Raw genomic sequence first — 20230 nt, 5'->3', positions numbered from 1 at the left:
CCGGTTACGCGGACTGGGCCGGTCGCCGTCTCTTTGGCATGATCGGGCTTCCGGAAAAGGGAAGCCACGCGTCTGTGCTCGAGGGGAGGTCGGCCCAGGTGATCCTCACGGTCACGCTGAACACCGCTCTCGACATCACCTATCGCATACGGTCCCTGCGGCCCCACACCTCCCACCGCGTCCAGGAGGTCTGCGAACGGCCGGGCGGCAAGGGCGTGAACGTGGCCCGGGTGCTCGCCGCCCTCGGGCACGAGGTGACGGTCACCGGGTTCGCGGGCGGTGCGACCGGGCGGGCCGTACGGGAGCGGCTGGCCGCCGTGGAAGGGGTGCGGGACGCGCTGGTCGAGGTCGGCGGGGACACCCGGCGCACCATAGCCGTCGTCGACGAACTGACCGGCGACACCACCCAGCTGAACGAGCCCGGCCCGCAGGTCACCCCGGCCGAATGGGCCGCGTTCCAGGAGACGTACGGGCGGCTGCTGGGTGCGGCGTCGGCGGTGGCGCTGTGCGGCAGCCTGCCGCCGGGGGTGCCGGTGGGCGCGTACGCCGGGCTGATACGCACCGCCCGAGCCGCCGGCGTCCCCGTCCTGCTGGACACCAGCGGGGAACCGCTGCGGCGCGGGGTGGCGGCCCGCCCGGACATCGTCAAGCCGAACGCCGAGGAGCTGGCCGAACTCACCGGCTCCCACGACCCCTTGCTCGCCACCCAGGACGCCCGGCGACGCGGTGCCCACGCGGTCGTCGCCTCCCTGGGCGCCGACGGCCTGCTCGCGCACACCCCCGAGGGCCGCTGGCGCGCCGCCCCGCCCGCCCGCGTACACGGCAACCCGGCCGGCGCCGGCGACTCGGCGGTCGCGGGCCTGCTGTCGGGGCTGGTGGAGCACCTCCCCTGGCCGGAGCGGCTGGCCCGCGCGGTCGCCCTCTCGGCAGCGACGGTACGGGCACCCGCGGCGGGCGAATTCGACCGGGCGGCCTACGAGGAGCTGGTGGGGCGGGTGGCGGTGACCGGCGAGGTCAGCGCGGCGTAACGCCCCGACGGCGGACTACTTCCACCCCGACTCCAGCCAGAGCTGGTCGAAGTTGGCATCGCACTGATTGCCCTGCTCGCAGGAGAGCTTGATGGTGTTGCTGCCCTTGTTGAGGGTGATGTCCCCGAAGGTGTTGGTCCAGCCCTTTTCATAGTCGCCCTCTGGGCCGTGGGCGAAGTTCTCCATGTTGAACGGGCGGGTCTGGGCCGTGCCGTTCACCGTGAGCGTGGCGGTGGCGTTCTTGCCGGGCACGCCGTAGGTGGCGTACAGGGTGTACTTGCCCGACTTGGGGATACCGCTCACGTTCCAGGTGATGGACGCGCCGACATGGTTGAAGTTCGTGACGTAGATGCCACCACCGGCCTTCGCGCCCTTGATGTCCGAGGCCGGGGTGGTGCCGCCGTCCAGGCGCAGCGCCTTCGCGTCGATCTTCGGCAGGTCCGCCGAGGCGGACGCCGAGCTGCTGCCGGAAGGGGTCGGCGAGGCCTTCTGCGACTGGGTCGGCGCGGTGGACGCCTGGTTGTCGGCCTTCTTGTCGTCGTCGGAGTCGCCGTTGAGCATGGCGATGCCGATGCCTATGACGACCGCGGCGACCACCGCGACGGCGCCGATCAGCAGGCCCTTGGTGTTCGGGCCGCGCCCCCGCCCGCCGCCCCCGCCGCCGGGCATCGGCTGCTGGGTGGTCGGCGCGCCGCCGGGGAAGGTCTCCGGCGCCTGGTAGGTGGCGTTCGGCTGCCCGTAGGGGGCGGCCTGCTGCTGCGGGGCGCTCTGGCCGTACTGCGTCTGCTGGCCGCCGTACGTGCGCTCGCCGACCGCCCGCGTCCTGCTCCTGCTGACCGAGTTCGGGTAGCCGTAACCGCCGGACGGCGGCTGGGCGCCCCTGGCCTGCCCGTCGGCGTACAGATAGCCGAACGGGTCGTCGTCCTCGGGCGTGCTCGGGCCGTTTTCGCCGGGCGTCATCCCTTGGTACTCCTCAACAGGTGCGGGTGGATGCGGTACGTGGTGAGAATGGCGAGCCTACCCGCTCCGTGTGGCCCAAACGGGTGACTCTGGCCGCATCACAGTGCTGACCTGGGGATCATCCGGCCCGTCGATGCTGTTTGGGACGAGATCGTTTCTCGACGTACATGCGTTCGTCAGCGGATTTCAACACTTCGTCCGCGGTCATTCCACAGTGTGCCCATCCGATGCCGAAGCTGGCGCCCACCCGCACCGCCCTGCCCTCGGCCCGGATCGGCTGGATGATCTCGTTGCGCAGGCGTACGGCGAGGTCCTGGGCGTCGGCCTTGCCGAGTCCGTCGGCGAGGATCACGAACTCGTCGCCGCCGAGCCGGGCCACCGTGTCCCCGTCGCGGACCCCCCTGCTCAGCCGCCTGGCGACCTCGATGAGGACGGCGTCGCCCGCGTTGTGCCCGAACCGGTCGTTGATCGACTTGAAACCGTCGAGGTCGCAGAAGAGGACCGCCAGGCCCTTGGTGCCGTCGTCCAGCTCGCCCTCGGGGGCGACGGTGTGCACATGGTGGTCGTAGCCGTCGTACGTCTCCGCGCCCGTCGCGAAGTCGAAGCCGTGGCCGCCCACGTCGAAGGCGGGGTGGCCGTAGGCCGCGTCCAGCGACTCCAGGCCGCCGGACTGGGTGGGCCGCTGACACAGGCGGGCGGACAGGCGCGAGCGGAGCTCGGCGGAGTTCGGCAGGCCGGTGAGGGAGTCGTGGGAGGCGCGGTGGGCGAGCTGGAGCTCGCGGCGCTTGCGCTCCTCGATGTCCTCGACGTGGGTGAGCAGGAAGCGGGGGCCGTCGGCGGCGTCCGCGACGACGCTGTTGCGCAGGGAGACCCAGACGTACGTGCCGTCCCGGCGGCCCAGCCGGAGCTCCGCGCGCCCGCCCTCCGCCGAGGTGCGCAGGAGCGTGCCTATGTCCTCGGGGTGGACGAGGTCGGAGAAGGAGTAGCGGCGCATCGCGGAGGCGGGGCGGCCCAGCAGCCGGCACAGGGCGTCGTTGGTGCGCAGTATCCGGCCGTGCTGGTCGCCGCCCATCTCGGCGATCGCCATGCCGGAGGGGGCGTACTCGAACGCCTGCCGGAAGCTTTCCTCACTGGCCCTGAGCGCCTGCTGCTCCCGCTCCAGGCGGACCAGGGCGCGCTGCATGTTGGCCCTGAGACGGGCGTTGCTGATCGCGATGGCCGCCTGGAACGCGTACATCTGCAGCGCCTCGCGCCCCCAGGCGCCGGGCCTGCGGCCGTTGCGCGGGCGGTCCACGGAGAGCACGCCGAGCAGCTCGCCGGAGGAGCCGGCCGGGCCGCCGGGTGTGAGCATCGGCGCGAAGAGCCGGTCGGAGGGGTGCCACTCGTCCTCGAAGCGGGGCGCGGGGCCGTCCGTGAACCACTGGGGTACGTCGTCGTCGTCCAGCACCCAGCCCTCGGTGTGCGGTATGAACCGCAGGTCGCCCCAGGCCTCGCCCATGCTCAGCCGGCGGTCCCAGGAGGCGCGGGAGCCGACGCGGCCGGTGATGAGGGCCTCGGCGGCCGAGTTGCCGGAGAAGGCGGCGACCACGAGGTCGCCGTCGGGGCGTACGAGGTTCACGCACGCCAGCTCGTACCCGAGGGCGTTGACCGCGCCGTCCGCGACGGTCTGCAGTGTGTCCGCCAGGCTGCGGGCCGTGTTCATGTCGGCCATGACCTGGTGCAGCTGTCGCAGGGACGCAAGGCGGACATACGGTTCCGACTCGGTCTCCATGCTCGCCCTCCCCCCGAGACCTCGCAGCGAATCAAGGGTTCTCTTCGGCGCTTCTTATCGGTGGTGCCCTTGTCGTGCTCTTGGCTGAGCTCTTGCAGGTTTCCCCGCCACTGAATCACAGCGCGCTGCCCACTCGGTACACAGGGTCAACAATTCCCGCCCCTTGTGACTCAAGTCACAGGAGAACGTGAACAATTGAGTGGAGTTTCTGCGTTTTCCCTGTGCGTTTACTGAACGCAGGCTTTGCGGGTGTGTGGACATGATGCACGAAGAGTCCGCCATCGGGTCCTAGGACCTTCTCCTCGGGCATCCTCGGCCGGAGGCCCGATGCGGCACGCCCGCGACGGAGATTAGCGTTTCCGGCGTGCCGAACACTTCTCCCGCCCCACCCTTCCCCCTTGCCCCCACCGCCTCCGGGCATGCTGAGGGGGTGAGCAACGACGAGTTCCGGGCCGCGATGTCCCGGCTGGCCTCGGGTGTGGTCCTGGTGACCGCGAAGGAGCCGCCGCTCGACCCCGACGACCCCCAGGCACCGGCCGGCGAGGACGTCGGTATGACCGCCACCGCCTTCATGTCGGTCTCCCTGGACCCGCCCCTGGTCCTGGTCAGCCTGCGCGAGGGCTCCCGCATGGACGACCTGCTCGCCGAGCAGCCCCTGTGGGCCGTCTCCGTCCTCGCCGACAGCCAGCTGCAGACCGCGGGCCGCTTCGCCATGAAGGGCCGGCTCAGCGACCGCCTGCTCTTCGCGGACCTCGGCGTCACCCCCGGGGAGGCCACCGGCGCTCCCCTGGTGGAAGGCGCCCTGGCGACCCTGGAGTGCCGCACCGAGCAGCAGGTGGCGGCCGGCGACCACACCCTGGTGATCGGCCGGGTCCTGACCGCCCGGGTGCCGAGCACCGAGGGCGGCCCGCTGCTCTATTTCCGGGGCCGCTACCGGCACTTGGGGTAATCGCCGCCCGCGAAATTCGCTGCGGCTTGGTGAACGGCCCGCTTAAAGTGCCGGGATGACGCCCCGTCTGGAAGAAGTGACCCCGCGGAATTTCGACGCCGCGACCGGCATTCGCGTCCGCCCCGACCAGGAGCACGCGGTCGCCCCGGTCGTGAAGTCCCTGGCCGAGGCGTACGTCCACCCCGCGGGTGTCGCCTGGCCCCGCCTGATCGTCGACGACGACCGCCCGGTCGGCTTCCTGATGGCCTTCTTCGACATCGACTGGCACGGCGACGGCACCGTGTTCCGCTCCGGCCTGTGGCGCCTCAACATCGCCGCCGACGAACAGGGCCGCGGCTACGGCCGCTTCGCCGTCGACTCCGTCGCCGCCGAGATCCTCCACCGCGGCGGCAAGGAGCTGTACGCCACCTGGCACCCCGGCCCCACCGGCCCCGAGAACTTCTACCTCGGCCTCGGCTTCCACCGAACCGAGGAGACGAGCGGCGACCAGACGGTGGGGGTACTGGAACTGTCCTGACCCCGAAACGAACGAGCCCCGACTGCCCGAGCCACCCGCCCCCGACCCTGCCCACGAGCTGCGACGCGGCGGCCCTCCGCCGATGACGAGCCCCGTCCCCCCACTCCGGACTGGCGCCGACAAAAACCCCCGACCCGTGACGCCACAAACGAGGCCCGGCTACGCGAGCCACCCGGCGGGCCCTTCCAGCCTGGCCGTCGCCGCAGCACGAGGCCGTTCAGGCCGCCGGAGGGATGCGCGTCAGCCCCAGTCCACCCCGCCACGAAACACCCGACGCCGAGGCGACCCAGGAAGTGCCGCGGGGCGGCCGACGGCAGACAGGCTGACGCCCTCCGTCGCTGACGAGGCGCGCCCCACTCCGGCCTGCGCCGACAAACCCCCCGACCCGTGACGCCACAAACGAGGCCCGGCTACGCGAGCCACCCGAACCCGACACCAGCCCGGCCCACGAGCCGCCACACGGCGGCCGACGGCCCTCCCGTGGCGCTCCACTACCCCGCAAGCGGTCCGGTCGCCCCTTTCGGCCTGCCCGGCGCCGGAGGAGGCGGCCGTTCAGGCAGTCAGCGGAGCGCTTCAGCTCCAGTCGCGGCCCGACCTGCCCCGCTTGGTGTCCGAGCGGGCCTTCTTCTCCCGTAGGCGCCGCTCGTTGATCCCCCGGGGGATGCGTGTGGGCCTGCGCGGCTTGGGTGGGGGTGCGGTGGCTTCGGCGAGGAGAGCCGCGAGGCGTACGGCGGCGGTCTCGCGGTTGCGCCACTGGGAACGGTGCTCGGAGGCGCGGACGGTGACGACACCGTCCACCAGCCGCCCCGCGAGCCGCTCCAGTGCCCGCCGCTTCCACACCTCGGGCAGGGCCTCGGTCCTCGCCAGGTCGAAGCGCAGCTCCACCTGGGAGTCGCTGGTGTTGACGTGCTGCCCGCCGGGTCCCGAGGACCGCGAGAAACGCCACATCAGCTCGGCCTCGGGCAGGGAGACGGAGCCACGGATGACGTGAGGACCGGACATGCCGTCCATCTTCCCGCCTCTGTCCGGTCCACGTCACCCGGATTTCACGTTGGGTAAAAAAGGTAAAGGCACCCGGAACCATGGGGACCCCCCTCGACGTTCTCCGGAGTGACGGTAGCTTCGTCCCCAGTGCGAAGCCCGTACTGACGCAACGAGGGAAGGGACTCCCAAACCATGGCTGTAAGCCTGTCCAAGGGCGGCAACGTCTCGCTCACGAAGGAAGCTCCGGGCCTGACCGCCGTCACGGTGGGCCTCGGCTGGGACGTCCGCACCACCACCGGCACGGACTTCGACCTGGACGCCTCCGCGATCGCGGTCAACCAGCAGGGCAAGGTCTACTCGGACGCCCACTTCGTCTTCTTCAACAACAAGCAGACCCCGGACAACACCATCGTCCACACCGGCGACAACCGCACCGGCGAGGGCGCCGGCGACGACGAGGCGATCAACGTCAACCTCGCCGCCCTTCCCGCCGATGTCGACAAGATCGTCTTCCCGGTCTCCATCTACGACGCCGAGAACCGCAACCAGAACTTCGGCCAGGTCCGCAACGCCTACATCCGCATCGTCAACCAGGCCGGCGGCGCCGAGATCGCCCGCTACGACCTCTCCGAGGACGCCGCCACCGAAACCGCCATGGTCTTCGGCGAGCTCTACCGCAACGGCGCCGAGTGGAAGTTCCGCGCGGTCGGCCAGGGCTACGCCTCGGGCCTGGTGGGCATCGCCCAGGACTTCGGCGTCAACGTCTGACCCCGCCCAGGCACTGACGGAGGCCCCGGCCGCGCTTCCCGAGCGACCGGGGCTCCGCCACACCCCCTGAGAGGTACGCGGGACGGCCGAGGCGGTCACCCGGTCGGGCCGTGTCACGGATGGGACGGTTTCCCGTCTCCGTACAGCCAGTCCGCCCAGATCGCGTCGAAGTCCTCGTCCGGTGCCTGCTTCTCCACATAGGCCGTGAACTCGGCGGTGTCCGCGTTCGCGTGGCGGTGGGTGGCGGCCCAGCCCTGGATGATGTCGTAGAAGGTGTCGTCGCCGACCTTCTGGCGGATCTTGTGCAGGACCATCGCACCGCGCTGGTAGACGGGCGGGTCGGAGATGTGCGCGGCACTGCTCGGTTTCGCGGGCGGGAAGTCCCAGATGACCTCGGGGTCCTCGAGTTCGTCGTACGTGCCGTCGTAGAGCGCGGTGAAGGTCTGCTGCGCGGAGTCGCCGCCGTTGTCCTCCTGCCACAACCACTCCGCGTACGTCGCGAACGCCTCGTTCAGCCACATGTCCCGCCAGCTCTTCGGGGTGACGGAGTCGCCGTACCACTGGTGGGCCAGTTCGTGGACCAGGGTCCCGGTGTCGGTGGCGCGAGGGAAGACCGGGCGGGACTGGGTCTCCAGGGCGTAGGCCACCTCGTCGGTGTGGTCGACTATCGCGCCGGTGGAGGAGAAGGGGTACGGGCCGAAGTTGTACTCCGCCCACTCCATGATCTCGGGGATCTTCGCCAGTACCTTCCGGCTCGCCTGCACCTGCGAGGGGTCGACGGCGACGTACACGGGCAGGCCGTCCGCCGTGGCGGTGCGGGTGATGGTGTAGCGGCCGATCGCCACCGTGGCGACATAGCTCGCCATCGGCTCGGCGGCGTGCCAGGCGAACGTCGTACGGCCGCCGGTCGTGCTCTCCCGCGTCAACTCGCCGTTGGACACGGCCCGCAGGCCCTTGGGGACGGTGACCGTGATGTCGTACGACGCCTTGTCGGAGGGGTGGTGGTTGCCGGGGAACCAGGCCATGGACCCGACCGGCTGCCCGAGCGCGAGGGCGCCGTGGTCCGTGCGCAGCCAGCCCTCCTGCGAGCCGTCGGCGTCGGTGATCGTCTCCGGGGTGCCCGAGTAGCGCACCGTGGCCTCGAACGTCTCCCCCTTCTCCAGACCGTCGTGCGGACGGACGGTCAGCTCCTGGCCGGCCCGGCTGAAGCGGGCGTCCCTGCCCTCGACGGTGACCGCCTCCACGTGCAGGCCCTTCAGGTCGAGGTCGAAGGCGGACAGGTCCTCGGTGGCGCGGGCGATGATCACCGTCTTTCCGGTGAGGTGGTGGCGGCCGGGGTCGTAGGAGAGGGTCAGGCCGTAGTGCGTGACGTCGTAGCCGGCGTTGCCCGCCTTCGGGAAGTACGGGTCGTGCACGCCGGACCCGCCTTGGCCGGTGGCGTGCGCACCGCCGTCACACGCGGTGAGGGGGAGAGCAAGGGCGAGGAGAGCGGCGACCGGGACAACACGCACGGATCTGGACATGTCAGCGATCCTATGAGGGTGCGGCCGGAACCCGTGCGGTGATCGCGCACGGGCGTGGCACCATCACGTACGTGCTCGACATCGGCTACGCCCTCTCCAACCGCTTCCCCGACCCGCCCCAGACCGACTACCGGCGCGCGGACGTCCACGCCCTGCGCCACGACCTGTTCTGCGGCGACGTCTACCTCGCCGACACCAAGACCGACCGCGAGCTGTCCACAGCCTGGGGATGGGTGCCGGTGCTCGACTTCGCCTGGGCCCTGTGCGACATCGCCGAGCGCCTGGACCGGGACCCGGCCGGCTCCCGCGCCTCCCGCCCCCAGCGCGCGGAACTGGACTTCACCGAGTCCACCGACCGCATGCTCTTCGAACGCCGCTTCGGCTGGGTCGACATCGAGTCCGACTGGATGCCGGCCGAGGAACCACCCCTCACCTTCTCCCACACCGAACTCCGGCGCGAGTCCCGCGACTTCCTCCACGACCTCATCGCCGACCTGACCGACCTCCACGAGGACCTGTCGGAAAACCCGGCGATCTGGACCCTTCAGGCGCGATTCCCAAGAGTGCCTTAGGACGCCGTAGCCCCCTCGGACACGGGACGGCCCTCACCCCTCCACCCGGATCCCCAGCTCCCCCGCCAGCACCGGTGCCAGGTCCAGCAGTTGGCCAGGGCTGATCACCGCCCCCGCCAACCGCCCCACCCCCCGCGCGATCTCCAGCGAAGCGGCCCCGCGCAGGTCCACGTCCGTGAGGGTCACGCCGGTGAGGTCGGCGCCCTTCAGGACGCAGTCGGTGAACTCCACGCGTTCCAGGCGGGCGTCACCGAAGTCGGGTTCGACGAGGACACAGCCTTCGAAGACGACGTCTCTGAGCCGGGCCCTGCGGAGGTTGAGGTAGTCGATCTTGCCACCGCGGATCACGACCCGCTCCAGGACGGCGCCGTGCAACTGCGTGCCGCCGAGACGGGCGTCGTGGAGTTCGACGTCACGCAGGGTCGACTCGGCCAGGTCGGTACCGACGCCCCGTATCCCCGACAGCACCGAGTCCAGGACACGCGCGTGGCGCAGCCGCGTCTCGTCGACGGCGCACCCCGTCAGCGCGCAGTCCATGAACCGCGCGCCCGCCCCGTCCTGCCCGGCGAGGTCCGCCTCACGGAACTCCACCCCGTCGTAGTCCCCGTCCGGCTCCAACCCGGCGCCACCCCAGGGCTCCAGCGGCGGCAGCCGCAACTCCGGCCGCCGCGCCGCCCGCACCGCGCCCGCCCTGGTCCCACCGGCCCCGCCGGTCACCTTCCTCGCCATGCCCCCATGCTGCACCCCGCCGCTGACAATCGCCCTGACCTGCGGCACCGCTCGCCCTCGACCGTCCACCCTTGACCTCAACGGTGCTTGAGGTTGTGGGGTGGGACGCACAGCGATCCGCGCGTCCACAGCGCTCCGCGTCCGCAGCACTCCGCGCCCACAGGGGGTCCCCATGCACGCCATCCGTCTGCACACCTTCGGCCCGGCCGGCAACCTCACCTACGAAGAGACCGACGACCCCACCCCCGGCCCCGGCCAGGTACGCGTCGCCGTGGCCGCCGCCGGAGTACACCTCCTGGACGCCGCCCTGCGCGAGGGCTCCCAGGGCCCCCTGCCCGAACCGACCGCCCTGCCCACCATCCCCGGCCGCGAGGTGGCCGGGGTCGTCGACGCGCTCGGCCAGGGAGTGGAGGAGCGGTGGCTGGGCCGGCGCGTCGTCGCCCACCTCGGCTTCGCGCCCGGCGGCTACGCCGAACTAGCCGTCACCGACGCCGCGCGCCTGCACGACATCCCGGCCACCCTCGACTTCGCCGAGGCCGTCGCCATGATCGGCACCGGACGTACGGCCATGGGAATCCTGCAGTTCACCGACCTCGGCCCGGACTCCGTGGCCGTCGTCCCGGCCGCCGCCGGCGGCATCGGCACCCTCCTCACGCAGTACGCCCGGCACGCGGGCGCCACCGTGATCGGACTCGCGGGCGGCCCGGAGAAGGTCGCACGCGTCCGCACGTACGGCGCCGACCTCGCCGTCGACTACACCGACCCCGCCTGGCCCGAGAAGGTCCGCGCCCACCTCGGCGGCCGGACCGCCACCGTCGTTTTCGACGGCGTCGGCGGCGACATCGCCCGCGAGGCCGTCGCCCTGCTCGGCCCCGACGGGCAGCACCTCGTGTTCGGCTGGTCCGCGGAAGGCATCCGCGACGGACGGCCGCACCTCGTCGAAGGCCTCTCCGAACGGGTCCTCGGCCCCGCGATGCTCGCCCGCGCCGGCGGCCCCGACCCCGTCCGCACCCTCGAACTGCGCGCCCTCGCCGAAGCCGCCGCCGGCCGCCTCAAGCCCGCCGTCACCCGCTTCCCGCTCGCCGAGGCCGCGGCCGCCCACCGGGCCCTGGAGACGCGCGGCACCATCGGCAAGGTGGTGCTGGAGCCATGACCCGAAACAGGAAAACAAGCCGGAACACAAGCCGGAACAGTCAGTCGCAAAGGGATCCACAAAACTCCGCACCCGCGGATGCGACACATACCGATACATGGTCTTCTGGGCTGGTGAGTGTCACCCGAACGGGCCAACCCACCCCCGACACCGACCCTCGCCGCTGGTGGGGCCTGGTGATCATCGCGCTGGCACAGCTGATGGTGGTCCTGGACGCGACGATCGTGAACATCGCCCTCCCCTCCGCCCAGCACGACCTGCACATGTCCGACGGCAACCGGCAATGGGTCATCACCGCCTACACCCTCGCCTTCGGCGGCCTGCTCCTCCTCGGCGGCCGCGTCGCCGACCTCGTGGGCCGAAAACGCACCTTCGTCATCGGACTCATCGGCTTCGCCGCCGCCTCCGCACTGGGCGGCGCCGCCACCACCTCCGGCATGCTCTTCGGCGCCCGCGCCCTCCAGGGCGCCTTCGCCGCCGTACTCGCCCCCTCCGCGCTCAGCCTGCTCACCACCACCTTCACCGACCCCAAGGAACGCGGAAAGGCCTTCGGCATCTACGGCGCCCTCGCCGGCAGCGGCTCCGCCATCGGCTTCATCGTCGGCGGACTGCTCACCGAGTACCTCAACTGGCGCTGGTGCCTCTACGTCAACGTCCCCATCGCCGTCATCGCGGTCCTCGGCGCCTTCGCACTCCTCCACGACCGCCCCGGCCACGCCGGCGCCCGCCTCGACGTACCCGGCGCCGTCCTCGGCTGCGGCGGACTCGTCGCCATCGTCTACGGCTTCAGCGAAGCCCAACCACGGGGCTGGACCGACCCCCTGGTCCTCGCCCTCTTCGCGACGGGCCTCCTCCTGCTCACCGCCTTCGTCTGGTGGCAGACCCGGGCCCCCATGCCCCTGCTCCCCCTGCACATCGTCAAGGACCGCAACCGGGCCGGCTGCTTCCTCACCATGGCCCTCGCCATCATCGGCATGTTCGGCCTGTTCCTGTTCATGACCTACTACCTCCAGGTCATCCTCGACTACTCACCCGTCAGAACAGGCCTGGCCTTCCTCCCCCTCACCGCCGCCATCATCATCGGCTCCACCCAGATATCCGCCCGGCTCCTGCAACGCGTCGCCCCCCGCGCCCTCATGGTCCCCGGCATGATCCTCGCCGCCACCGGCATGCTCATCCTCACCCGCATGACCGTCCACTCCTCCTACACCACCGAGATCCTCCCCGCCCTCCTCCTCATGGGCCTCGGCATGGGCCTCACCTTCATGCCCGTCTTCGCCACCGCCACCCGCCGGAGTCGCCCCCCAGGACTCCGGCGTCACTTCCGCCACCGTCAACACCTCCCAGCAGGTCGGCGGCTCCATCGGCACCGCGCTGCTCAACACCATCGCCACCACCAGCGGCACCGCCTACATCACCGCCCACCTGCGCACCCCCGCGCAGAAGGCCACCGTCATCCCCGCCGGCGTCGTCCACGGCTACACCGTCGCCATCTGGTGGGCCGCCGGCATCATGCTCCTGGCCGGCCTCGTCGCCGGCCTCATGGTCACCGCCAAACCCCCCAAGCACGGAGCACCGGCACGGACACCGGTACCCGAGTCAGTGACCTGACGCCGCCCCGCCCAGCGCCGCCAACGCCCCATTGGTCAGCCGGTACACCGTCCACTCGTCCTGCGGACGCGCCCCCAACGACTCGTAGAACCCGATCGCGGGCCGGTTCCAGTCCAGCACCGACCACTCCAGCCGCCCGTACCCCCGCTCCACACAGATACGGGCCAACTCGGCCAGCAACGCCCTCCCGTGCCCGCCGCCCCGCGCCTCCGGACGGACGTACAGATCCTCCAGATACACGCCGTGCACCCCCCGCCACGTCGAGAAGTTCAGGAACCACAGCGCGAACCCGACCGTCTCCCCGGACGCATCGTCCACGGCGACATGCGCGAACACCGCCGGCCGCGCACCGAACAACGCCTCCCGCAACTGCTCCGGGGACGCCTTCGCCTCCTGCGGGGCCTTCTCGTACTCGGCCAGCTCACGGATCAGGGCATGGATGACGGGGACATCGGCGGAAGTCGCGGCACGAATCATGCGGCGAGGCTAACCGGAGGCCCTCAATGCCGCCCCGCCACCCGATCGGCCGCCCGAGCCAACCGCGACGACTCCCCGCTCGGCCGCAACCGCTCCCGCTGATCCGCCGCCCGATAAGTCGCGTACATCCCCTGCACTCCCAGCCACCGAAACGGCTCCGGCTCCCACTTCCGCACCTTGTGGTTCACCCACGGCAGTTCCGTCAGCTCCGTCCGGCCGCCCTGGCCCGAATCCTGCCGCACCAGATCCCGCAACGTCCGCGCGGCCAGATTCGTCGTCGCCACGCCCGAGCCGACGTACCCGCCCGCCCAGCCGAGCCCCGTCGCACGGTCCAGGGTGACCGTCGCGCACCAGTCGCGCGGCACCCCGAGCACCCCCGACCAGGCATGCTCGACACGCACTCCGGCCAGCGCCGGGAAGAAGCGGACCAGGATCTCCCGCAGGGCCTCGACGGTCGCGTCCTGGGTCCGGCCGTCGTTGTCCGTCCGCGAGCCGAAGCGGTACGGCACTCCCCGCCCGCCCAGCGCGATCCGCCCGTCGGCCGTGCGCTGCGCGTACATGTACGCGTGCGCCATGTCGCCCAGCGTCTCCCGTCCGTCCCAGCCGATCGCCGCCCACTGCTCCTCGGAGAGCGGCTCGGTGGCGATCATGGAGGAGTTCATGGGGAGCCAGGTCCGCCGCTGGCCCTTGAGGGAGGCCGTGAAGCCCTCCGTGCAGCGCAGGATGTAGGGCGCGCGGACGGTGCCGTACGGGGTGACCGCGTGCTTGGGCCGGATCTCCGTCACCGGTGTCGACTCGTGGATGGTCACCCCGAGCGCCTCCACGGCCGCCGCCAGCCCCTTCACCAGCTTCACCGGGTGCAGGCGCGCCCCGTGCGGCGTCCACGTCGACCCCACCGCGTCCGCCACCCGGATCCGCTCGGCGGTCTCGCGGGCGCCGTACAGCTCGCGGTCCTTCTCCCCGTACGACAGTTCGTGCTCGTAGAAAGCCTTCAGACGGGCCAACTGGGCGGGCGTGGTCGCCACCTCGAGCACCCCGCCCTGGTGCACGTCCGCGTCGATGCCCTCGGCCTCCGCGACCGCGATCACCTCGGCGACCGTGTCGTTCATCGCCTTCTGCAGGCGCACCGCGGCGTCGCGGCCGTGCAGCTTCGCGTACCGGTCGCGGCCCGCGATGCCGTTGTACAGCCAGCCGCCGTTGCGCCCCGAGGCGCCGTACCCGCAGAACTTCTGCTCCAGGACGGTGACGCGGAGGAAGGGCGCCGCCTTCTTCAGGTAGTACGCGGTCCACAGTCCCGTGTACCCGCCCCCGACGATCACGACATCGGCGGAGGTGTCACCGGTCAGCGGCTCCCGCGCCACCGGGAGACCGTCATCCGCGTACCAGAAGGAGATACCGCCGTTCACGACACTGCTCGCCGAGCTGCTCATGCGCGGACGTTAACTCCTGAGAGCGGCCAGTGTCTCCTTCGGATTCCATGGTTTTCCCCGCCCTCTGGCCAGCGGATAGCAGGCGAGACCGATCAGTACGGCGACGAAATGCCCGAAGTCCGTGAAGGTCGGCCCGGCGGTCAGCGGCACCAGGAAGACCGCCAGAACGACCGCCAGATACGGGTACCGCCAAGGCGCCGCGATCCGGTACGTGAGCACGCCCACCACCCCCGCCAGCGCATAACTCACCCCCACGTCGAGGGTGTTGACCGCCGAATGCGGCGCCATCCCCTCCCGGATCGCCCGCAGCAACGCCCCCTCGCTGATCAGCGTCGCCAGCACGTGCGCGGCCACACACACCACCAGCCAGCGAGCCGTACCCAGCCAGCGCTCGGCCGGCGCGTGGAAGACGGTGAAGAGGAGGGCGTACGGAAGCCAGTGCCCGCTGGCGATCCACATCGCGCTGGCGATCAGCACCCGCACCGGATTGCGCGACAGCTCATGGATGTTCGTCGACCGCTGCCGCAGGAAGTGCTGCTCGAACTCCGGCGACATGTGATGCAGCGCGACCGTCGTGACGAACAGGATCCCCAGCCACACATACGTGCCGGGAGCACTGCGGGCGAACGCCCACACCCGGCTCGGACCCCGGTTCTTTCCCATGAGCCGATTCACGCAGACCAGTATCGTCCGACGGGTGATCGACATTCCGGGCGAACTGGCGGCGGCACAGGAGAAGTACAACGGAGCGGCCGGACGGGCCTTCGTCGCCGGGCTGCCGGACCTCGCGACCGGCTTCCTCGACCGCTGGGGACTGCGCCTCGACGGCCCGCCGATGTACGGCGTCAGCGCCCTGGTCCTGCCGGTCGCGGTCCGCGCCGCCGCCCGCGCCCCCTGGCTGGCCATCGATCCCAAGCCCCTGTCCGGGAACCCCGGCTTCTGCTTCGCTGACGCGAACCCGGTAAAAGCAGAAGCCCAGGGCAGACAGGGTCTGACCTGGGCTTTCCTGAGCCCCCTGTCGGATTCGAACCGACGACCTTCGCTTTACAAGAGCGGCGCTCTGACCAGCTGAGCTAAGGAGGCCTGCACGCGCGTACCAAGCACGTGCCCGAGCAGTGTACCCAGGTCGAGAGGGCCCCCGGTCGAAAATTTCCGCGAAGTTCACACCCCCTGGACTACTGACAGACCAGGTGAACCCCAGGTACCGTCCTGACCCAGTTCACCCCGGTGGACTACACCAACGAACCACCTTCCTACTCGGATCGTCCGGCACGTTCCTGCCGGTAGAAGGGGGCCCATTCACCATGGCCACTGTCTCGTTCGACAAGGCGACCCGGATCTACCCGGGTTCCACGAAGCCCGCCGTCGACGCGCTGGAGATCGACATCGAGGACGGCGAGTTCCTCGTCCTGGTCGGCCCGTCGGGTTGCGGAAAGTCCACCTCGCTCCGGATGCTCGCGGGCCTGGAGGACGTGAACGCCGGCGCCATCCGCATCGGTGACCGTGACGTCACGCATCTGCCGCCGAAGGACCGGGACATCGCCATGGTGTTCCAGAACTACGCGCTGTACCCGCACATGACGGTCGCCGACAACATGGGCTTCGCGCTCAAGATCGCGGGCGTCAACAAGGCGGAGATCCGGCAGAAGGTCGAGGAGGCCGCGAAGATCCTCGACCTGACCGAGTACCTGGACCGGAAGCCGAAGGCCCTGTCCGGTGGTCAGCGCCAGCGTGTGGCGATGGGCCGCGCGATCGTGCGCGAGCCGCAGGTGTTCCTCATGGACGAGCCGCTGTCCAACCTGGACGCCAAGCTCCGTGTCTCCACCCGTACGCAGATCGCCTCGCTGCAGCGCCGCCTCGGCATCACCACCGTGTACGTCACGCACGACCAGGTCGAGGCCATGACGATGGGCGACCGGGTGGCCGTGCTGAAGGACGGCCTGCTCCAGCAGGTCGACTCGCCGCGGAACATGTACGACCGTCCGGCCAACCTGTTCGTGGCCGGCTTCATCGGCTCCCCGGCGATGAACCTGGTCGAGGTGCCGATCACCGACGGCGGTGTGAAGTTCGGCAACAGCGTCGTGCCGGTCAACCGGGACGCGCTGAAGGCCGCCTCCGACAAGGGCGACCGTACGGTGACGGTCGGCGTCCGGCCCGAGCACTTCGACGTGGTCGAGCACAACGGCGCTGCCGCCTCCGCCCTGTCGAAGGACACCGAGGACGCCCCGGCCGGTCTCGCGGTCTCCGTGAACGTCGTGGAGGAGCTCGGCGCCGACGGCTACGTCTACGGCACCGCCGAGGTCGGCGGCGAGACGAAGGACCTCGTCGTCCGCGTCAACGGGCGCCAGGTGCCGGAGAAGGGCGCTCAGCTGCACGTCGTGCCGCGGCCGGGCGAGACCCACGTGTTCTCGACCTCGACGGGCGAGCGGCTCTCCGACTGATCATCACCCGGATTGACGAAGAGGGTCCCGCGGTCCGCCGCGGGGCCCTCTTCGTCGCCGTGGCGGATACCCCGGCAAGCGGGGGGATTTCGAGCAGTGTGCGTCAACGCCCTACCCACAAACGGGCATCTCCTCATCCCCCGAACCGGTGACTAAATGTCTCCAAATCATTACCGCACGCTACCCTCACACGCGTGAAGCACTCCACCACCCAACAGTCGCGACGCGGTCAGCGGGGCCCCGCCCGCCGGATCGGCCGCACCCTCGCCTTCGTCCTGCCCGTCTTCCTGGTGCTCTCCGGGACCCTCGCGGTCACCCGGGTCAACTGGTCGGGCAACCCTTCGAGCTCGGTGCTGACCGCCTCGGACATCTCCTCGGACATGTCCTCGCGGACCGTCCGGCGCGCCCCGCAGGACGTGCTGCGCGACCAGCTGATGGGCGAGCTGCAGGAGAAGGACCCGGGTGTGGTTCTCACCCACCTCCAGCAGGCCGTCAACGGACATCCGTCGCTGGGGAAGCACTGCGTCTCCATCGCCCGTGCCCTGGGCCGGGCCGCGGTCCGGATCTACGGCGCGTCGCGCGCCCAGTCGTACGCCCGTCCGGTGTGCGACACCGCCTTCGCGTCCGGGGTTCTGGCCGGGCACAGCTGACCGTCCGGGCAAGCGACACCGGGAGGTGGGTAACGGCTGATTAAGGAGCCGGTTGCGGCTCTGAGCCCGGAGTGGGGCGCCGCGTACAGTTCGGGCATGACCGATCCGAACGCCGCGTCGCGTCCCACTCAAGCCGTCATCCTGGCCGGTGGCCAGGGTTCCCGGCTGCGTCCGTACACCGACGACCGGCCCAAGCCGATGGTCGAGATCCCCGGTACGGGGACTCCGATCATCGGCCATCAGCTGTCCTGGCTCGCCGAGGAGGGCGTGACGGACGTGGTGGTCTCCTGTGGCCACCTCGCCGATGTTCTGCAGAAGTGGCTGGACTCGGCCGACCTGTCCGTCAACGTCACGACCGTCGTGGAGACGGAGCCGCTCGGCCGCGGTGGCGGCCTGAAGTACGCGGCTGCCCGTCTCCCGCACCCCGACCGTCCCTGGTACGCCACCAACGGCGACATCTGGACCCGTTTCTCGCTCCGTGACATGGCGGACTTCCACACCGAGCGGGACGCCGTGGCGACGCTCGCGCTGGCCCGGCCGCGGATTCCGTGGGGTGCGGTGAAGACGGACGGCTTCGGGCACATCACGGACTTCATCGAGGCCCCGCCGTCGACCTTCGAGATCAACGCGGGTGTGTACGTGTTCTCGCCGGAGTTCGCCGGTCTGCTGCCGGAGCGCGGTGACCATGAGCGGACCACGTTCCCGCATCTGGCGCGTGAGCGCCGGCTGGCCGGTTTCCCGATCCCGCAGGGCGCGTACTGGCGTGCCATCGACACGGCGAAGGACCTGAGGGAGGCGGCGAAGGAGCTCGCGGCGCTGGGGCGTTGAGAAGCTCTCCGGATGCCTTCGGATACGTCGACGGGGTCCCGCACATCGGTCGTGCGGGACCCCGTCGTCGTACCGGGTGCCTGTCCGGGTTATCCCAGGAGGCCGCCGACGAGGCCCGGCTGCCCCGAGGACGAGCCGCCGCCACTGCCGCCGCCGGTCGAGCCGGTGCCACCGGAGGCGGTGCCGCCCGAGGTGGGGCCGGAGCTGGTGCTGGGGGCCTGCTGGGCCGGCGAGGTGTGCTGCGGTGGGGCCTGGCCCGCGGTGCCCTGGGTCTGGCTGGGCGTGCCGCCGGTGGCGTTGCCGGCGGAGCTGGTGGCGCCGGGGGTGGTCGCGGCGCCGGAGGGGCTGGCGCCCGTGGTCGCGTCGCCTGTGGGCGGGGTGGAGGCGGCCGGCGTCCGCTTGTGCTGCTTGCCGGGTTCCGGGGCGAGCGGGGAGCCGGGCTGGTTGTTGCGGGGGGCCTCGCCGGGGCCGGGGACGACCACGCGGTCGGCGTCGCGGACGGCGCCGCCGAGGAGGGAGCCGACGAGGAGGGTGAGACCGGTGGTGAGGGCGGTGATGAGGGCGCCGCGGCGCAGGACGTAGCTTCGCAGTTCCCAGATGTCGGAGCGGGGTCCGAGGCGGCGCCAGGCGCTGCCGGCGAGACGCCCGTCGACGGAGTAGACGGGGGCACCGGCGATGATCAGCGGGGACCAGGCGGCGAGGTAGATGATGTCCGGGGCGTCGTAGGCCGGGACGGTCTTCCAGCTGACGGTGACGATGAGTGCGGCCGACAGCAGTGCGCCGAACACGGCGGCGACCCGCTGCCAGCAGCCCAGGACGGTGAGGACGCCGACGATGACCTGGGCGAAGGCGATCACGAGGCCGGAGCCGACGGGGTGCTGGAGGGCGAACTGGCGCAGGGGTTCGGCGACTTCCCAGGGGTGGAGGGTGTTGAGCCACTTGACCATGGAGCCGCGGGTGCCGCCGTCGAAGTAGACGGGGTCGCAGAGCTTGCCCATGCCGGCGTAGATGGAGATGGAGCCGAGGAAGACGCGCAGAGGGAGCAGGACGACGCCGAGGTTCATGCGGCGGCCGGGGTAGTAGGCGTGCCGGGCCGGGTCGTCGCTGTGGCGTTTGGGCAGGGTCGCGGCGGCTGCCGTGTCGTCCGGGTCCTCGGGGTCTTCGAGGTCGTCCGGGTCTTCGGGGTCGTCGTAGTCGGCTGCGGCGTAGGGAGGTTCGTCGCCGTAGCCGGGTGGGTGGTAGGCGGGTGGGCCGTAGGCGCCGGCGCCGGTGCGCATGTGGGGCAGTCGGCCGGTCTCGCCGGGGGCGGGGGTGCGCTGGTGGCCGACGACGGGGGTTTCGACGGTCTGGTCCAGCGCGTCGTAGCCGTCGCCGTAGCCGGTGGTGTAGGGGTCGCCGTCGCCGAGGCGGGGGATGACCTGCGTGGCTCCGGTGTCGGCGATGGGCTCGTCGGCATAGCGGACGCTGCCGCCCCGCACGGCCTGGAGCAGCCGGTGGGCGCCGGTGTCGTCGGGTGCGGAGCGTCCGCTCCAGACGACCGGGCGACGGCGGGGGGCGTCCGCTCTGCCCGCCGGTCCGGCGACGGGGATGCGGGCGGTGTCCTCGGTGGCGCTCGAGTACCGGGCGATCCGCGGTGACTGGCTTCGCCGTGTCGAAGCGCCCAGCTGCACGCGGAAGCTCGCGTGATTGACGATGACCTGCGCCGGATCGCTCGGCACCTTCACCATGCTCAGCGCGGGAGCGTCGTCGTATCCCGACGAGCGGTCCCCCGTGGGTGTGCGGGGTGTTCTGGTGTCCACACTCATCTAACCGAGTGACGTGGTGTTAGGACACTGCCCC

General features: G+C 71.0%; 18 protein-coding genes, 1 tRNA gene and 2 pseudogenes. 11 read left to right on the top strand and 10 right to left on the bottom strand.

What is annotated here, in order from left to right; genetic code table 11:
• Positions 1-98: 98 nt before the first annotated feature.
• Positions 99-1028 (top strand): 1-phosphofructokinase family hexose kinase, encoded by a 930-nt coding sequence (locus ACZ7L0_RS33440; protein WP_471246283.1) that lies wholly within the window; start codon positions 99-101, stop codon positions 1026-1028.
• 15 nt (positions 1029-1043) lie between these two features.
• Here the strand turns inward: ACZ7L0_RS33440 and ACZ7L0_RS33435 are convergent, their stop codons facing one another.
• Positions 1044-1988: a carbohydrate-binding protein gene (locus ACZ7L0_RS33435; RefSeq protein WP_471246282.1), complete on the bottom strand. Its 945-nt coding sequence runs from the start codon at positions 1986-1988 to the stop codon at positions 1044-1046.
• Positions 1989-2106: 118 nt separating this feature from the next.
• The gene (gene cdgB, locus ACZ7L0_RS33430; protein WP_471246281.1) at positions 2107-3759 is read right to left on the bottom strand and encodes a diguanylate cyclase CdgB; all 1653 of its coding nucleotides are present in this window, start codon (positions 3757-3759) and stop codon (positions 2107-2109) included.
• 364 nt (positions 3760-4123) lie between these two features.
• Between cdgB and ACZ7L0_RS33425 the strand changes: the two genes are divergently transcribed.
• Both ACZ7L0_RS33425 and ACZ7L0_RS33420 read left to right on the top strand, forming a co-directional pair.
• On the top strand, positions 4124-4708 hold the full coding sequence (locus tag ACZ7L0_RS33425) for a flavin reductase family protein (protein WP_471246280.1): 585 nt from the start codon (positions 4124-4126) through the stop codon (positions 4706-4708).
• A gap of 55 nt (positions 4709-4763) precedes the next feature.
• Positions 4764-5225: a GNAT family N-acetyltransferase gene (locus ACZ7L0_RS33420; RefSeq protein ID WP_471246279.1), complete on the top strand. Its 462-nt coding sequence runs from the start codon at positions 4764-4766 to the stop codon at positions 5223-5225.
• A gap of 573 nt (positions 5226-5798) precedes the next feature.
• Here ACZ7L0_RS33420 and arfB read toward each other — a convergent pair.
• Positions 5799-6236: an alternative ribosome rescue aminoacyl-tRNA hydrolase ArfB gene (gene arfB, locus ACZ7L0_RS33415; RefSeq protein ID WP_471246278.1), complete on the bottom strand. Its 438-nt coding sequence runs from the start codon at positions 6234-6236 to the stop codon at positions 5799-5801.
• Positions 6237-6401: 165 nt separating this feature from the next.
• Here arfB and ACZ7L0_RS33410 point away from each other — a divergent pair, with 165 nt between their 5' ends.
• Positions 6402-6977 (top strand): TerD family protein, encoded by a 576-nt coding sequence (locus ACZ7L0_RS33410; protein WP_471246277.1) that lies wholly within the window; start codon positions 6402-6404, stop codon positions 6975-6977.
• Positions 6978-7090: 113 nt separating this feature from the next.
• On the opposite strand, the gene ACZ7L0_RS33405 is transcribed toward ACZ7L0_RS33410, so the two are convergent.
• On the bottom strand, positions 7091-8500 hold the full coding sequence (locus tag ACZ7L0_RS33405; protein WP_471246276.1) for a M1 family metallopeptidase: 1410 nt from the start codon (positions 8498-8500) through the stop codon (positions 7091-7093).
• Positions 8501-8571: 71 nt separating this feature from the next.
• On the opposite strand from ACZ7L0_RS33405, the gene ACZ7L0_RS33400 reads away from it, so the two are divergent.
• Complete coding sequence (locus tag ACZ7L0_RS33400; protein WP_471246275.1) at positions 8572-9072, top strand: hypothetical protein; 501 nt, start codon at positions 8572-8574, stop codon at positions 9070-9072.
• A 33-nt stretch (positions 9073-9105) separates the two neighbouring features.
• On the opposite strand, the gene ACZ7L0_RS33395 is transcribed toward ACZ7L0_RS33400, so the two are convergent.
• Positions 9106-9801: a pentapeptide repeat-containing protein gene (locus tag ACZ7L0_RS33395; RefSeq protein ID WP_471246274.1), complete on the bottom strand. Its 696-nt coding sequence runs from the start codon at positions 9799-9801 to the stop codon at positions 9106-9108.
• A gap of 172 nt (positions 9802-9973) precedes the next feature.
• Between ACZ7L0_RS33395 and ACZ7L0_RS33390 the strand changes: the two genes are divergently transcribed.
• Positions 9974-10954 carry a zinc-binding dehydrogenase gene (locus ACZ7L0_RS33390; protein ID WP_471246273.1) on the top strand — a complete coding sequence of 327 codons (981 nt, stop codon included), beginning with the start codon at positions 9974-9976 and terminating at the stop codon, positions 10952-10954.
• Between the two features lie 176 nt (positions 10955-11130).
• Positions 11131-12565 (top strand): annotated as a pseudogene (locus ACZ7L0_RS33385) (MFS transporter).
• Here the strand turns inward: ACZ7L0_RS33385 and ACZ7L0_RS33380 are convergent.
• Genes ACZ7L0_RS33380 through ACZ7L0_RS33370 form a run of 3 tightly spaced genes read right to left on the bottom strand, consistent with a single transcriptional unit; the run spans position 12554 to position 15135 of the window.
• Positions 12554-13042, bottom strand: a complete 489-nt coding sequence (locus ACZ7L0_RS33380) for a GNAT family N-acetyltransferase (RefSeq protein WP_471246272.1) — start codon at positions 13040-13042, stop codon at positions 12554-12556. The pseudogene ACZ7L0_RS33385 and the gene ACZ7L0_RS33380 overlap by 12 nt on opposite strands.
• A 23-nt stretch (positions 13043-13065) precedes the next feature.
• Positions 13066-14472 (bottom strand): NAD(P)/FAD-dependent oxidoreductase, encoded by a 1407-nt coding sequence (locus ACZ7L0_RS33375; RefSeq protein WP_471246271.1) that lies wholly within the window; start codon positions 14470-14472, stop codon positions 13066-13068.
• 9 nt (positions 14473-14481) lie between these two features.
• Positions 14482-15135 carry a rhomboid-like protein gene (locus ACZ7L0_RS33370; protein WP_471246270.1) on the bottom strand — a complete coding sequence of 218 codons (654 nt, stop codon included), beginning with the start codon at positions 15133-15135 and terminating at the stop codon, positions 14482-14484.
• A gap of 34 nt (positions 15136-15169) precedes the next feature.
• On the opposite strand from ACZ7L0_RS33370, the pseudogene ACZ7L0_RS33365 reads away from it, so the two are divergent.
• Positions 15170-15347: pseudogene (locus ACZ7L0_RS33365) on the top strand (hydroxyurea phosphotransferase); the annotation flags it as partial.
• 134 nt (positions 15348-15481) lie between these two features.
• On the opposite strand, the gene ACZ7L0_RS33360 reads toward ACZ7L0_RS33365, so the two are convergent.
• Positions 15482-15555, bottom strand: a tRNA-Thr gene (locus ACZ7L0_RS33360).
• 221 nt (positions 15556-15776) lie between these two features.
• On the opposite strand from ACZ7L0_RS33360, the gene ACZ7L0_RS33355 reads away from it, so the two are divergent.
• The 3 genes from ACZ7L0_RS33355 (at position 15777) to ACZ7L0_RS33345 (ending at position 18391) form a co-directional block, all read left to right on the top strand.
• Complete coding sequence (locus ACZ7L0_RS33355) at positions 15777-16913, top strand: ABC transporter ATP-binding protein (RefSeq protein ID WP_471246269.1); 1137 nt, start codon at positions 15777-15779, stop codon at positions 16911-16913.
• Between the two features lie 194 nt (positions 16914-17107).
• Positions 17108-17563, top strand: coding sequence for a hypothetical protein (locus ACZ7L0_RS33350; RefSeq protein ID WP_471246268.1), 456 nt, complete (start codon positions 17108-17110; stop codon positions 17561-17563).
• A gap of 96 nt (positions 17564-17659) precedes the next feature.
• Positions 17660-18391 carry a nucleotidyltransferase family protein gene (locus ACZ7L0_RS33345; protein WP_471246267.1) on the top strand — a complete coding sequence of 244 codons (732 nt, stop codon included), beginning with the start codon at positions 17660-17662 and terminating at the stop codon, positions 18389-18391.
• Between the two features lie 89 nt (positions 18392-18480).
• Here the strand turns inward: ACZ7L0_RS33345 and ACZ7L0_RS33340 are convergent, their stop codons facing one another.
• Positions 18481-20196, bottom strand: a complete 1716-nt coding sequence (locus ACZ7L0_RS33340) for a DoxX family protein (protein WP_471246266.1) — start codon at positions 20194-20196, stop codon at positions 18481-18483.
• Between the last annotated feature and the right edge of the window lie 34 nt (positions 20197-20230).

The organism is Streptomyces sp. NPDC039424, assembly GCF_055639495.1.
This window is presented reverse-complemented; position numbering and strand designations above follow the sequence as displayed.